The sequence below is a fragment of the Pseudomonas sp. TWR1-1-3 genome, assembly GCF_049896805.1.
Lineage (GTDB): Bacteria > Pseudomonadota > Gammaproteobacteria > Pseudomonadales > Pseudomonadaceae > Aquipseudomonas > Aquipseudomonas bubulae.
Map to the genome: position 1 here is coordinate 1,347,307 of NZ_JAFCUZ010000001.1, position 12,180 is coordinate 1,359,486.

Genomic DNA, 12,180 nt, shown 5'->3' on the forward strand with positions numbered 1-12,180 from the left:
CTGATCCGGCAGGCGGGGACGATCAGAAGGCTATCGAACGGTTGTAATTTGATGTCGCCACTATTTTCCCGCGCTTCAACACCATAAGACGAGCCGGCAAGTCGAGGATAACCCCGGCGACCGACTGGGTATCCACCAGCACCAGGTCTGCATTTTTGCCGGTTTCCAGCCCATAGTTATTCAGCCCCAGGGCTTTGGCGGGATTAGTTGTGAGCATTCCCAATACTGTGGCCTGATCATCGGCCCCACCCAGGTGGCATGCAGGCATTGCCAATTGCGCAATATTCAGCAGATCGCCTGTCCCATACGGGGTAAAAGCGTTGCGTATATTGTTCGTGGCCAAACAGACATTTACACCACCGTCTCGCAACGCACGAACGGGCGTGAGTGAGCGGCGGACGTTATGGCTGTCGCCTCGAGCACCGAGATGCAAGTCGGTGGCTGGCAGGCACATTACGCTGATTCCAGCATCACGGATCAGGCTGATAATACCCACTCGCTGTTCCGCTGCTACGGCTCCAAGGCTCGTAAGATGACCTACGCAGACGCGGCCTTCATACCCTTCCTTGATGGTCTTGCGCGCGAGGTATTCAATGGTCATGTTCTCTGCCGTATCGGCAAAATCCTGATGGAAATCTATATCTTTTCCAAACTGTTTAGCCAGGCTGAAAACATAATCAATATGTTCGAAGGGTGAACGATCGTTATAGGGAATACCGCCGACGACATCGGCACCTTTTTCCATCGCCGCAACCATCATGTGCTTCATTCCCGGTAGTTTGAAAATGCCTTCCTGTGGGAAGGCAACTACCTGAATGTCGATCATGTCGCGAAACTTCTTGCGTAGCTCCAGGACAACATCAAACCCTGTGAAACCTTGTGAGGGGTCAAATTCGGCATGTGCGCGTACATGGGTAGTACCGGCCTGCACAAGTGAGCGTAATACCTGCGTTGAACGCTCGAGAATATCCTCCCGGGTCAACATCGGTTTAAGCTCAGCTGTAACGGCAATCGCCTCCTTGAGGGTTCCGGTGCGATTGACCTTACGGTGCATGACATTGGCTTTTTCCAGATGCAGATGCCCCTCGACAAAAGCCGGCATCAATACATTTCCATTTCCCTGGACTTCCTGCCGTGCCCGCACTGTAATTCCCGGGGAAATAATGGCAACTTTCCCATTGTGTACGGCGACGTCGGTTAAAGGTTTTCCATCGGCAATGCGTACATTGCGAAATATCAGATCCATAAACCTCACTCCTTAATTCAGACAACTTCCGTTTCTCGAGCATCGACCTCTGGAGGTCATGCTGCGCCTGCTTCATGACTGCCAGCCCATTGCCCATGAGCACGCACGACAGAGCTGCAAAGGAACGCAACAGTGTCCAGAATCAGCAGGAAAAAATTAAAAGACGTATTAAATATTTGCGGTATGGATGGGAAGCACACACTAACCGTTAGAACAACCATTCCCCATTACGCGGTATTCGAGAATATGCCTATGCCCCTTGGAGTCTTCATACATCATACGCGCAGGCACCACTTCACAGACATTTGGCACTTCACCCATCGAAATGACTTTTGCGATATCAAGGTCTTGTGAATAACTGTACTGCTCTACCTGAATGTCGTTGTCTGCTAGAGGCTGCTCAGCCAAAGCCACAGTGCACAAGCTACTGAGCCCTGCCAACAATAAAATTTTCATGTTCAAACACCTCGAGGTATCGCGTGACGCAAATACCCTTCAATACTTACAGGGTCAATGTAGCGCTTCATGACTCGGCGTCGTATTACGACGCCGAGACACTCAACTGTCAGAAAGGCTTGGTGGGCAGGTATTTACCATCCAGGGTAATGACTGCGCGCGACCCACCCTCTGGATCTTCGACTTTTTTAATATCCAGTTTGAAGTTGATAGCACTGATAATACCGTCACCGAACTTCTCATGGACCAACGCCTTAAGCGTGGTGCCGTAGACCTGCAGCATCTCGTAAAAGCGGTAGATAGTGGGGTCGGTCGGTATACCGTTGTCGATGCTGCCGCGCATCGGGATGGTTTGCAGCAGCGCCACGCCATCAACATCGAGGCCGAGCTTTTCGCCCACTACTGTGGCCGCTGCTTTGGGCAAGGGATGTTGACCGAGCAGCGCGGCAGTGACGAACGCCTCGCTGAGCCCTGTGCCATCGGTGATCTGGGCAAATGACAAGTCTTTCCGGGCTTTAGCCAGCAAAATGACTTCGGTCAGGGCCAGACGCGAACCTGGATTGATTTGGGACTGGATCATGGTGTTATCTCCTGGGGTAATAAACGAGTTCAAGCAGATTGCTTCTGTTGATAGGGAGCGGCACGTGCGCCCGGGTTGTCCACAAGGGGCGCAAACTTGCCGGTGTTACTGTCGAAAGCATCCATACGCCCGCTCTCGATGTCATAGACCCAGCCATGCAGTGCTACGCGTCCCTCTTCGAGGGCCAGGCGTACCGATGGATGCGTCCGGATATTGGCCAACTGGGCGATCACGTTTTCTCGAACCATCGCCTCAACACTGCTGTGTGGGTCCTTATGTTTACGCGCTTCATTCACCACTCGAGCGGAGTCGGCGTAGCGTAACCAGCCTGCCACTGCGGGCATGTGATCCAGGCACTTGCAGGTGGCAATGGCAGTCATTGCGCCGCAATCAGAGTGCCCGCAGATAACGATGTCGGAGACTTGCAAGGCAGCAACGGCATACTCGACCGAGGCCGACACACCGCCAGGCTCAGGGCCGTAGGGCGGCACGATGTTGCCGGCGTTGCGAATGACAAACAGGTCGCCGGGCTCTCGCTGCGTAACCAGTTCCGGAACCAATCGGCTGTCAGAGCAGGAGATAAACAGAGCCCGTGGGCTTTGCTGATTAGCCAGATTCTTGAACAGGCCGGCGCGTTCCGGAAAAGCGTTAAGTTGAAACTTTAGAAAACCATCGATGATGTCTTTCATGGTGACTCCTCTTGGTCGCGATGCGTTGGAGCAGAGATTACGGAGCTCGTGACATAAGGTAAAAGTCTCATTTATGATGGAGCACATCAGATAATCTTATGGCTCTGAGCATGCTGGCACGTCACATCAAATACTTTCTCGCTGTGGCGCAACACCACAGCTTCACGAAAGCAGCTGCTGCGCTGCATGTTTCGCAGCCCGCGCTGTCACAGCAAGTCAGGCAACTTGAGGAAAGTCTTTCTGCCCAGTTATTTGACCGATCGGGACGTACGACGCGGCTGACTGACGCCGGCGAAGTGTATTTACGCTATGCACGCCGGGCTTCGCAGGAACTGGAGGAAGGAAAACGTGCAATCCATGACGTGGGCGATTTGAGTCGCGGGGCACTCAGGGTTGCATTGACACCGACGTTCACCACATATCTGGTCGGACCACTGGTCGAAGCTTTCCACAGCCGATATCCGAATATCACCTTGAACTTGCGTGAGATCGCTCAAGAACAGATGGAGGAGCTTCTGCTGGCCGATGAGCTGGACGTGGGTATCGCTTTCGAGGACGGGCACTCTCAGGACATAGAGACCCAGCCGCTTCTGATAGAAGCCCTCGCGCTGGTGGTTGGGGAAAGACACCCGTTGGCTGGACAGAGTGCTATTGACCTGGACGCTCTGAGTGCCGAATCACTGATCCTGCTCAGCGAAGAGTTTGCCACTCGCGAGCAGATCGACCGCTACTGTCGCCAGCACAACATTACCCCGCGGGTGAAAATGGAGGCCAATGTTATCGGTGCAGTCATCGAAGTGGTGCGCAGGACCACACTGTCGACCCTGTTACCGGCCACCGTCGCGCTTGCACATCAGGGGCTGTTTGCCATTGAGCTAAGCCCTCAGCGACTGCACCGTACCGCCGTATTGATGCAGCGCAAAGGGGCCTACCAGACTTCAGCCGCACGTGCCTTTATCGAACTGGCCACAGACATTGCGGCCCAACTCGAGAAAAGATAAGGGCATGTAGGGGTGATAAGCGGCATAGGTCACTTTGGGTGTCTGGATAACCTGGTGCAAGCCTTGGGCGTCAATCTGGATGTGATCGACCGCTGCCAGAATCATGTGCTGGCCAGGAGTCGAGTGCGGCGTCACTATCTGCATCATGACTAGGTGCGTGAGAAAGCAGTTGCCTGGGAGCGTCTGGGCACCCAGCTGGAGTCCCTCGCCTTTCCAAAGGGTGTGGAGCAGAAGGAACAGTTGCCCGAACAAAAAATCTTGTGAAGAACTCAATTCAGTTTCGGGCCAATCCCAGCGTCAACAGTTCCTTGCGTAACAGCGAACGTTCAAGCATAGCCATTCCATCCTGCCAATCGATCGACAGCAAATGGCTCAACTTTTGTTGGCTGATCAAGGGCTCAGCCAGAAAATAGCTATTGCACTCGCGAATGCTGATGACGTTCAACAGCCAGTCCCCACCCTGCGCCGCCAGCCAGTTACCAATCGTTGAACGATGCGTTTGAAGCAGCGCACTGGCATCCCACACCGCCATCTGCGCAAAAACCTGCGGGAGGTTACTGTCGGCTTTCAGTCGCTTCATATCAACCGCCAATGCGCCAATCAGGTCTGATTCGATAGTGGTTTGACACTCGGAGAAGTACCGCTGGGGCCAGTCAGCTTCCAGCCTCGCCCGCCGTGCGAGGACTTCATAGGCACGGATATCCGCTTGAGTAGTCAACTGCCCGGTGAAATTCAGGGTATTGTCCAGAATGGCCGTGGCCAACAACGCCGCACTTTTTTCACTGAGCAGCGGCAACAGCTCTGCCGCTTCCCAGCGCTGAAAAATCAACGTCGCCGCTGCCCCGATCGACCGAATGTCAGCCGCAGCTCCGAGCTTCTGCGCCCAATATTTTTCAAAGCCCGGGTGATGGTCTATGACCTCCACCACCTGCTCAAGCACCACCACCGGATCAAAATGGTGGTAATCGGAGACATCCACCAACACGAACTCATCACCTGCATTCGGCTGATAATCATCCAGGCATGGTTGCCAGCCGAGCACGGACCTGGAGATGCTGACATTGAGCGGGGCGCTGCTAACGGCGCGTGCGTCAATACCTTGGTGATTTAACAACTCGGCGTACGCAATGCAACAGGCAAACGCATCGATGTCCAGGTACGCAGAGCCTGAAGTAACCACCCTCATGACACATGGGCCACAGACCAAGCGGCTGAGACTGTCGATGACAACTTCAGTGCTTGAGCAATTCCTTTCAAAATTCGCTCATACGCAAATTGACACTGGTCTTCGTCGATGGAAATGCGCACCGTGGCCCCGGCGATACGGTCTGCATATCCCAGTTGTAACACTGTGTTGGACAGGCTGCGCGCTTTGTCCGAGCATGCCGACCCACCGGTAATGTAGATCGACTGCGTATTCAGGGCCCACTGCAGTTTTTTGGTATTGACCCCCGGCAAGGCAAGGAAACTCACACAAGGTACACGTGGTGCCTGCTGACCGATCACGACCACTTCACCCAGCATGGTTTGCAGTGCACTCTCAAAAGCTTCCCGGCTCTGTTGTACCGCGAGTTTGCCGGGGCCGTATTTGTGCTGTTTCTCCTGCAACGCGGTTTCAATCGAAAGAACGCCCGGATAGTTCTGAGTACCACCGCGCAAGCCACCTTCCTGGCCACCGCCAACAATCAATGGCGATAACCCGTAGCGGTCTCTCGCGTACAGAAAACCGGCCCCTGGCAACGCTCCAAACTTGTGCCCGGACGCAATGGCGAAATCAACCCCGGATGTGCGCAGGTCCACAGGTATTTTGCCGATGGCCTGGGTCATATCCGAAAACAGTAAGCCGCCTCCAGCCTTCACTTGTCGGGCGATGGCTTCGATCGGTTGAATCACGCCGGTCTCGTTATGCACTGCCATGACGCAAACCAATGTTGGACGCCCGCCATGAACACGGAGCAGTTGCTCCAGTTGATCGGTGTCGAGCAGTCCGTTCATTTGATGCCCGATCGCGATGGCTTGCAGGCCTTCCAGGACATAGCGGTTTATGTTCTGCAGAGTGCAGGAGTGCTCGATGGCTGAGTACAACACCAAGGGTTGCTCATCTTTATAGCGTTCGAAAAAATCATGAAACACCTGGGCACAGCCTTCACTGGAGCCGCTGTTGAAAATCAGGCAGTCGGCGTCGACGTTCAAAAGGCTGGCGATGCTGCCACGCGCGCGTTCGATGCGTTCGAGCAACTGAACACCGAGGGCGTGATTGGCATTGGGGTTGGCGCATTGGCGAGTCGAAAACAATGCCTGCAGCATGTTGCTGACACCCATTGAAACCGGTGCCGAACCACAGATGTCGGCATAAATTGCATCCACAGCAATATCCATATCAAACACTTCCAGTTTTCTGTTTTATGTCATTCAGGATGCTGCCCGCAAAATGCGAACAGCGACTTAGCGGTCAGATGAGCAAGCGCAGCATGAGCTGGATCGAGCACAGTAAAACGAAAGCATTCAGCGCCCGTTTCAGATGCCTCGAATCCAGACGATGAGAAAGCATGGCGCCGAGAAATCCACCCACCAATATCCCCAGCACCAATTCACCGGTGTAACCGAGAAAATCCATGGTTGAACCCACTCTGCCGAATAACGCTCCACTTGCTCCGATGACACCGATCAACGCCGATGTCGAAATGGCCTGCTTTATCTGCAGGCCAAACAGGCTGATCATTACGGGCAGGTAGATGAACCCGCCGCCCTGCCCGACCAATCCGCACAATACGCCAAGCACCAGCCCTATCAGTGGCAACGACAGCGATTGATGGTTGCACAACAGGGCCACAGGTTTATGGAACAGGTACGTCACCAACAACGACATCAACCCCAGCAGCCCGAAGACGAACAGGATGAAGTTTTCGCTGAACGCATCGGCATGCAGCGAAGCAAAAAAGTTGGCGAGGGCCATCGGTATGGCAAAGCTTCTGATCACACGCCAGTCCGGCTGAAACCTGACGCGGTGCAGCGCGAACGACAAGAGGGAGGAAAAGAAACCCTGAGCGGAAGACAGCCCCGTCACGACTTCAATCGGCAGTTTCTGACCAGACACAATCGGGTAAATCAACACCAGCAGGGGCGTCACGATGATGCCCCCACCGATACCGAACAGGCCTGACATGAAACCAGCCATCACGCCCACACCGACCATAACCGGGTAGATTGTCATGGCTACCATCTCAGCAGACCTTGATCTTGCCGGTCCCTTCCATCATCCGCCCGATGACAAGCAGATCAGGGCAAAGTGCCTGCCACTTCTTGTGGTTCATTTCAAACCCTTCGGCACTCACCGCGAAGAGCAAGCCCCCATTCGTTTGCGGGTCATGCAACAGAAATTTTCTGGCCAAGGGGAGATCAGCCAGGTACTCCACACTCTGCGCGTACTTTTTAATGTTAGAGAAAATACCGCTGTCGGCCGAAGTCACCGCCACTGCCAATGACTCTGCACCGTCATAAAAAACCAGATTGTTTGAATCCAGATCAACATCCAGTTGTCCCAGCCCGATCATCTCACTGATATGGCCGATCAAACCGAACCCCGTGATGTCCGTCAAACTGCTGACCTCGGGACTTTCGCTGAGGGTACGGCCAAATGCGTTGTCGCCAGTAATCTGGGCAAGCGTCGACGCAGGAATATTCTCTTGCTCAATCACTTGGTTTTTAAGGGCATTGGCAAGGATACCGACACCAATCGGACGCGTCATGACCAATAAATCACCGGCCCTGGCCGTGTTATTTTTCTTCAACCGGTGTTTTTCCACCTCACCAATGATAGAGAAGCCGTACAAGGGCTGGCTGTTCTTAATGGTATGACCGCCGACTATGCTGACATTGAACTTGTTCATCACCGACTGTGCGCCAAGGATCATCTGCGTTACTTGCTCGGCTGAAACCAGTTCCGGGTCGAATGCCATGATCGAGTTGGCAATAAGCGGACTCCCACCCGAAGCAAAGATATCGCTTACAGCATTGCTGGCTGCCAATTGGCCGAACACATAAGGATCGTTGACTATCGGGGAGAAATAATCGGTGGTGAATAAAAGATATTTTTCACCTGCGTCATACACAGCACAATCATCAGAAGACTCAAAGCCCAATATCACCTTGTCATCCAAAACCGTATTGGCTGCTGCAGTTTGCAATAGAATTTTCGACAACACACTGGATGGAATCTTGCACCCGCACCCACCACTTTCAGATTTGTCCATGATCTGACAAAACATCGACATCGGCTTTCCTTAAAGTCAATTTTCCATAATAAAAACAACGCACTAGCGTGAAGAAATACTATGTTACACACTGTTTCTGCCGACAAAGGTGGCATGTCTTCATTGCAAAAACATGACAAGATTGAGGCAGTTTGAAGCCATGTGGATGTCAGCGCGTAATGGTATTGGTGATATCCCAGCTAATGAGCAACAAAGGATTTGTTGAGGTCTCGGCATTTTTCAAGGTAGTTGTCGCGTCAACCGTCTAACTATGCCGCTCTTTTCTCGATCTGTTGCTCTCGATCCGAGTTCAACAGCACGGTGCCGATCGGCTCCCATAATGCCCAGCTCATACATGTTGCTCACCAGTGTCACCGATTTCATCAGTGCGCCGGCTTTCTCGCCGCTTTCCGCGGCATAGACCTCCCAGCCCACGGCCTTGCGGCTGTAAATATCCTCAATCAGATAGAGGTAGCAATACTTGCCGCGTATCGGTGACGGCAGATACATGATGTCCCAATACCACACCTGATTGGGCGCTTTCGCGGTATGAGTCGTCGCCTATGTGAAGGTACGGTCTGGGTATCCCTATACTTTAGGGATGCGAGATGCGTCGGCGCTCAATCTCGTCTGTATAACCTGCTCATGACCTGCAGCAGGTAATCGTCCCCCCCAGCAGCGCCAATCACCTGCAACCCTACCGGCATGCCCCGCACCTGCCCCGCCGGGAGGCTGAGCGCTGGGAGTCCGGTAAGGTTCCAGGCACAGGTATGACTGAGCAATGCGGCGCGCACATCAATAATCTGCTCGCCTAACCGGACCTCACGGGCATCAACCTCAGTCGCTGTCACAGGCACGCTGGGCGAAACCAGGAAGTCATAGCGTTCGAAAATGTGTGCCAACGCCGCTTTATACTGTTGCTGACAGGCCCGGGCACGGACGTATTGCCACCCCCTGACCTCACGCGACAACTCCAGACGCTCGCGCACTTCCTGTTCAAATAATTGCGGCGCATTCTGCATACGCTCGGCATGGACATCGAAGGCCTCGGCGCGCTGCAGGTTCAATAACGTGTCTTTCATACCGGCCGCCAGTGGCGCCAGTTCGGACGTTTCTTCCAATGCGTGACATAGAATCCCTTCCTTTTTAATTAAGCCCGCATTAATGGCTCAATGCTATCAAGCGATTCACAAAAATGTCTCCTTAATTCCACAACATCACCCCCCTCCTCACTCGACACCACCAGATCCGGCAGGTTAATCACCACCCCTGCCCGAAACGGTTGCACCTCATCCGCCAGCCCCTGGTTGGCATCGAGCACGGCTTCGACCGTGCCATTGAGGTGGCCGTAGTAGTTCTGGCAGATCGTGTCGAGCACGTCGCCGCTAGCGGTTCTGCAAGTCGTCGCCCATGCCGATGGCCTGTTGGGCCGGTCGACGTGTCAGGCGGTCTTGCGCGGCCCAGCGAAAGTCGGTGGTGCGGCTCAGTTCTTCAAAGGCGGCGGTGTCCAGGTTGAAGTAGTAGGGTTGGGATTGTGGTTTGAGTGGCTGGATGATCAGCAGGTGCGGAAAGGGTTTCACTGCTTCAACGGCCGGGGTCAGGTCTTTGCCAAAGGCGCCGGTGGGGATGATGTTGGCCAGGGCCGGGTTGGCATTGCCGGCGATTTTGTTGATCCCTGCCGCAGCCTTGCCCGCCTGCTCTTTCAAGGTGCTCATGTGTTCCTCGATTTGCGAGGCCGCCCGGGTAGCTTGGTTGTAGGTGAGCAGCTCATCCACCGCGCGGTCGGCGTAGGGCACGGTTTTCTCGCAGCGTGCGATGGCCGACTCAACGGCGTCGAGCTGCTTTTGGGTAAAGGACATGGGAGCACTCTTGAGTTGAGGTGACGCCAAGGGGGATATGGGGCAGAGTAGAGGTTGGCTTCGCTCTACAATGCCCTGCTGCATGTAGTAGCTCGCCAGGACATCAGATAACGCTTTAGCCGATTTTCGCTGGAGCCGCTATGGCTCAGCAGCTTTGATTTTCTGCACGTTCAGTGCTTTTTTGTCGGAGTTCTGTGACATGTCTGTTTCCAATATCGATAAATTCAACGAGCTGACCGGTAAGTTGCTGGGCGAGTTGTATCTGAACTTCCCATTGCCCCTCAACCTGGCCGCAGAGCAATTTGTTGGATCAGCAGTGGAGTGGAGTGAAGAGCGTCAAATGGATCTACCCAGCAAGGACGCCGAGTTTTTTTTCGCGACAACGGGATGGCTGATCAACGCGGGATACATCAACGGCGGGCTGTTCTCCCACACCCAAGTCTCGGATGCGGTGCTCACCGCGAAAGGCCTTGAGGTTCTTAATGCAACCCCGCGCAGCCTGACGCATGCCCACTCTCTGCGTGAGCAACTGGCCGAGATAGCCAGAGAAGGCGGCAAGGAAAGTTTCAAAGGCTTGCTCGCTGAAGAACTCATCACGGGTGCAAAAATCATCGCCCCCGCCGTTGGGCTCCTCTAACTTCAGCGCCGTTTAAGATAGCCACTGATGGAGCTGCGACGTTGAGGGGGTCGTGTAACCGGCTGCGGTGCTGCTGCCGTCGGGTGGAAAGATTTGAACAGGTGGCGACGCAGGCGCGGCCGCTTGAAGTGCAAGACGCTCGGCCCGGGCGGTCTTTTCCTCGAACAATCGGCCTGGGCCAAAGCTTGGCGGATGCGCGCTCAGTCGTGTTCCTTGTAGCGGTTCAGGCCTAGGTAGTGCGCCATCGCCAGGTTGTACACCAGTTGCGCAATAACAGGTTTACCCGACTTGCTCGCGCCATTGATGGCGAAGATATTGCGCCAGCGGCGCACGTGGCAGAACTGGTATACCTCGTCCGTGTGGTGACCGCCGGAGTCGACGGCAGTGGCCAGGATGCCGAGCGCGACACCACAAGGATGGGGGTAACGCACCTTGAGCTTTTCATCGATCGCGGCCCAGGCACGTTCGTCCGCCGGGTCGCCCCAGATAATCTGGAAGTCGATCACCCAGCGTTCCATGCCGACGCCCCAGCCCATCACCATCAGTTCCAGGCGGCTGGCCTGCACGTCCACCGACGCGGTCAGCATCAGTACGCGGTGCACATTGTGCCGAGGCCATAGGGCTCAAGACGCGCACGTTTCAGCAGGACTTCCGCTTTAGTTTGCTCCTGGGCGCGGTCCCAGACCTTGGCCAAACGGGTGTTGTAGAACACCTGCATGGGCTCGAGGTAGCCCCGTTTTTGCGCCCTCTGGGCCTTTTCAAATTGCTTGGCCAAGGCCAGTGATACTGCGTAGATTCGCTTTGAAGTAACTGATGAGTTGCAGGCCGTAATAACCCGTTGCCGAGATAGCGTCGCCCCACCCTTCCTGATTCATCGAAAACCGCAACGACTGCTGCAGAAGCAGGCGCAGACCAAAGAGCACTGTACGAAGGTCGAGGATCGATTTCTAACGCGCTCTTTTAAAGAGGCGCGGGAACTTGCTGGCTGTTATACGGATTGGAAAGAAGAGGAAATGCCGGGCTTTCACGAAGTGCGCGCGCTGTCGCTGCACCTGTACAAAAAAGCCGGTAAAGATGGCCAGGCCATTGCAGGCCATGCCAGCGAGATCATGACCAAAACTACCAGAAAGATCACGCCGATGTGATCTGGTCGGATGCGATCCCAGACCTGAATATCAGTGAAATCACCGGATAGTTTTGCGCGCATTTTGCGCCAGTTTTGCGCAGGCCAGAAACGAGAAAGGGGATCAAGCACCTAAGCACTTGATCCCCTTACAGAATATGGTCGGGACGGAGTGATTCGAACACTCGAACCCTAGCACCCCATGGCATTAAAAACGACTCGTCGGAAAATTTAATGACACTCCGTGAAAGCCAACCACGCATATATATCGATGAGGCAAAACACCTGCTCAACACCGGAGTGAATCCCTGCGATCAAAAGCGTGCGGGAAAAATC

The 12,180-nt window shown here is 54.3% G+C and carries 14 protein-coding genes and 4 pseudogenes; 4 read left to right on the plus strand and 14 right to left on the minus strand.

Annotated features, from left to right (window positions below):
* Positions 1 to 22: 22 nt before the first annotated feature.
* The 4 genes from ACP7BE_RS06010 to ACP7BE_RS06025 form a co-directional block, all read right to left on the minus strand.
* Complete coding sequence (locus ACP7BE_RS06010) at positions 23 to 1,246, minus strand: amidohydrolase family protein (RefSeq protein ID WP_095032064.1); 1,224 nt, start codon at positions 1,244 to 1,246, stop codon at positions 23 to 25.
* A gap of 201 nt (positions 1,247 to 1,447) precedes the next feature.
* The gene (locus ACP7BE_RS06015; protein ID WP_426105123.1) at positions 1,448 to 1,702 is read right to left on the minus strand and encodes a DUF2790 domain-containing protein; all 255 of its coding nucleotides are present in this window, start codon (positions 1,700 to 1,702) and stop codon (positions 1,448 to 1,450) included.
* A gap of 109 nt (positions 1,703 to 1,811) precedes the next feature.
* Positions 1,812 to 2,282: a cyanase gene (cynS, locus tag ACP7BE_RS06020; RefSeq protein ID WP_095002889.1), complete on the minus strand. Its 471-nt coding sequence runs from the start codon at positions 2,280 to 2,282 to the stop codon at positions 1,812 to 1,814.
* Positions 2,283 to 2,311: 29 nt separating this feature from the next.
* Positions 2,312 to 2,971, minus strand: a complete 660-nt coding sequence (locus tag ACP7BE_RS06025; protein WP_095020743.1) for a carbonic anhydrase — start codon at positions 2,969 to 2,971, stop codon at positions 2,312 to 2,314.
* Between the two features lie 110 nt (positions 2,972 to 3,081).
* On the opposite strand from ACP7BE_RS06025, the gene cynR reads away from it, so the two are divergent.
* A complete protein-coding gene (gene cynR / locus ACP7BE_RS06030; protein ID WP_095020744.1) occupies positions 3,082 to 3,972 on the plus strand; it encodes a transcriptional regulator CynR in 891 nt (296 codons plus the stop codon).
* 51 nt (positions 3,973 to 4,023) lie between these two features.
* Positions 4,024 to 4,122 (plus strand): annotated as a pseudogene (locus ACP7BE_RS06035) (integrase); the annotation flags it as partial.
* Positions 4,123 to 4,246: 124 nt separating this feature from the next.
* Here the strand turns inward: ACP7BE_RS06035 and ACP7BE_RS06040 are convergent.
* The 8 genes and pseudogenes from ACP7BE_RS06040 to ACP7BE_RS06075 all read right to left on the minus strand — a co-directional run.
* Entirely contained in the window at positions 4,247 to 5,158 is a 912-nt protein-coding gene (locus tag ACP7BE_RS06040; protein WP_426105126.1) for a DHH family phosphoesterase, read from the minus strand.
* On the minus strand, positions 5,155 to 6,351 hold the full coding sequence (locus tag ACP7BE_RS06045) for a cysteine desulfurase family protein (protein WP_095023710.1): 1,197 nt from the start codon (positions 6,349 to 6,351) through the stop codon (positions 5,155 to 5,157). Before ACP7BE_RS06045 ends, ACP7BE_RS06040 begins: the two co-directional genes overlap by 4 nt.
* Positions 6,352 to 6,424: 73 nt before the next feature.
* The gene (locus ACP7BE_RS06050) at positions 6,425 to 7,186 is read right to left on the minus strand and encodes a sulfite exporter TauE/SafE family protein (protein WP_426105128.1); all 762 of its coding nucleotides are present in this window, start codon (positions 7,184 to 7,186) and stop codon (positions 6,425 to 6,427) included.
* A gap of 10 nt (positions 7,187 to 7,196) precedes the next feature.
* The gene (selD, locus tag ACP7BE_RS06055) at positions 7,197 to 8,246 is read right to left on the minus strand and encodes a selenide, water dikinase SelD (RefSeq protein ID WP_426105130.1); all 1,050 of its coding nucleotides are present in this window, start codon (positions 8,244 to 8,246) and stop codon (positions 7,197 to 7,199) included.
* A 318-nt stretch (positions 8,247 to 8,564) separates the two neighbouring features.
* Positions 8,565 to 8,783 (minus strand): annotated as a pseudogene (locus tag ACP7BE_RS06060) (DDE-type integrase/transposase/recombinase); the annotation flags it as partial.
* 62 nt (positions 8,784 to 8,845) lie between these two features.
* A complete protein-coding gene (locus tag ACP7BE_RS06065; RefSeq protein ID WP_426105132.1) occupies positions 8,846 to 9,307 on the minus strand; it encodes an amidase family protein in 462 nt (153 codons plus the stop codon).
* Between the two features lie 68 nt (positions 9,308 to 9,375).
* Entirely contained in the window at positions 9,376 to 9,603 is a 228-nt protein-coding gene (locus ACP7BE_RS06070) for a tail protein X (protein WP_095026721.1), read from the minus strand.
* Positions 9,604 to 9,625: 22 nt separating this feature from the next.
* Positions 9,626 to 9,982, minus strand: a pseudogene (locus ACP7BE_RS06075) (phage tail protein); the annotation flags it as partial.
* 301 nt (positions 9,983 to 10,283) lie between these two features.
* On the opposite strand from ACP7BE_RS06075, the gene ACP7BE_RS06080 reads away from it, so the two are divergent.
* The gene (locus ACP7BE_RS06080; RefSeq protein WP_426105134.1) at positions 10,284 to 10,721 is read left to right on the plus strand and encodes a hypothetical protein; all 438 of its coding nucleotides are present in this window, start codon (positions 10,284 to 10,286) and stop codon (positions 10,719 to 10,721) included.
* 200 nt (positions 10,722 to 10,921) lie between these two features.
* Here ACP7BE_RS06080 and ACP7BE_RS06085 read toward each other — a convergent pair whose 3' ends face one another.
* The gene (locus ACP7BE_RS06085) at positions 10,922 to 11,323 is read right to left on the minus strand and encodes a terminase gpA endonuclease subunit (protein ID WP_426105136.1); all 402 of its coding nucleotides are present in this window, start codon (positions 11,321 to 11,323) and stop codon (positions 10,922 to 10,924) included.
* Entirely contained in the window at positions 11,308 to 11,439 is a 132-nt protein-coding gene (locus tag ACP7BE_RS06090) for a hypothetical protein (RefSeq protein ID WP_426105367.1), read from the minus strand. The genes ACP7BE_RS06085 and ACP7BE_RS06090 overlap by 16 nt, the downstream gene beginning before the upstream one ends.
* A 49-nt stretch (positions 11,440 to 11,488) precedes the next feature.
* Between ACP7BE_RS06090 and ACP7BE_RS06095 the strand changes: the two are divergent.
* A pseudogene (locus ACP7BE_RS06095) lies at positions 11,489 to 11,916 on the plus strand (integrase); the annotation flags it as partial.
* Between the last annotated feature and the right edge of the window lie 264 nt (positions 11,917 to 12,180).

What these genes read in the sequence shown, in the direction of transcription:
- ACP7BE_RS06010 (WP_095032064.1), bottom strand. Translation starts at nt 1,246, where the DNA reads ATGGATCTGATATTTCGCAATGTACGCATTGCCGATGGAAAACCTTTA.
- ACP7BE_RS06015 (WP_426105123.1), bottom strand. Translation starts at nt 1,702, where the DNA reads ATGAAAATTTTATTGTTGGCAGGGCTCAGTAGCTTGTGCACTGTGGCT.
- cynS (WP_095002889.1), bottom strand. Translation starts at nt 2,282, where the DNA reads ATGATCCAGTCCCAAATCAATCCAGGTTCGCGTCTGGCCCTGACCGAA.
- ACP7BE_RS06025 (WP_095020743.1), bottom strand. Translation starts at nt 2,971, where the DNA reads ATGAAAGACATCATCGATGGTTTTCTAAAGTTTCAACTTAACGCTTTT.
- cynR (WP_095020744.1), top strand. Translation starts at nt 3,082, where the DNA reads ATGCTGGCACGTCACATCAAATACTTTCTCGCTGTGGCGCAACACCAC.
- ACP7BE_RS06040 (WP_426105126.1), bottom strand. Translation starts at nt 5,158, where the DNA reads ATGAGGGTGGTTACTTCAGGCTCTGCGTACCTGGACATCGATGCGTTT.
- ACP7BE_RS06045 (WP_095023710.1), bottom strand. Translation starts at nt 6,351, where the DNA reads ATGGATATTGCTGTGGATGCAATTTATGCCGACATCTGTGGTTCGGCA.
- ACP7BE_RS06050 (WP_426105128.1), bottom strand. Translation starts at nt 7,186, where the DNA reads ATGACAATCTACCCGGTTATGGTCGGTGTGGGCGTGATGGCTGGTTTC.
- selD (WP_426105130.1), bottom strand. Translation starts at nt 8,246, where the DNA reads ATGTCGATGTTTTGTCAGATCATGGACAAATCTGAAAGTGGTGGGTGC.
- ACP7BE_RS06065 (WP_426105132.1), bottom strand. Translation starts at nt 9,307, where the DNA reads ATGAAAGACACGTTATTGAACCTGCAGCGCGCCGAGGCCTTCGATGTC.
- ACP7BE_RS06080 (WP_426105134.1), top strand. Translation starts at nt 10,284, where the DNA reads ATGTCTGTTTCCAATATCGATAAATTCAACGAGCTGACCGGTAAGTTG.
- ACP7BE_RS06090 (WP_426105367.1), bottom strand. Translation starts at nt 11,439, where the DNA reads ATGCAGGTGTTCTACAACACCCGTTTGGCCAAGGTCTGGGACCGCGCC.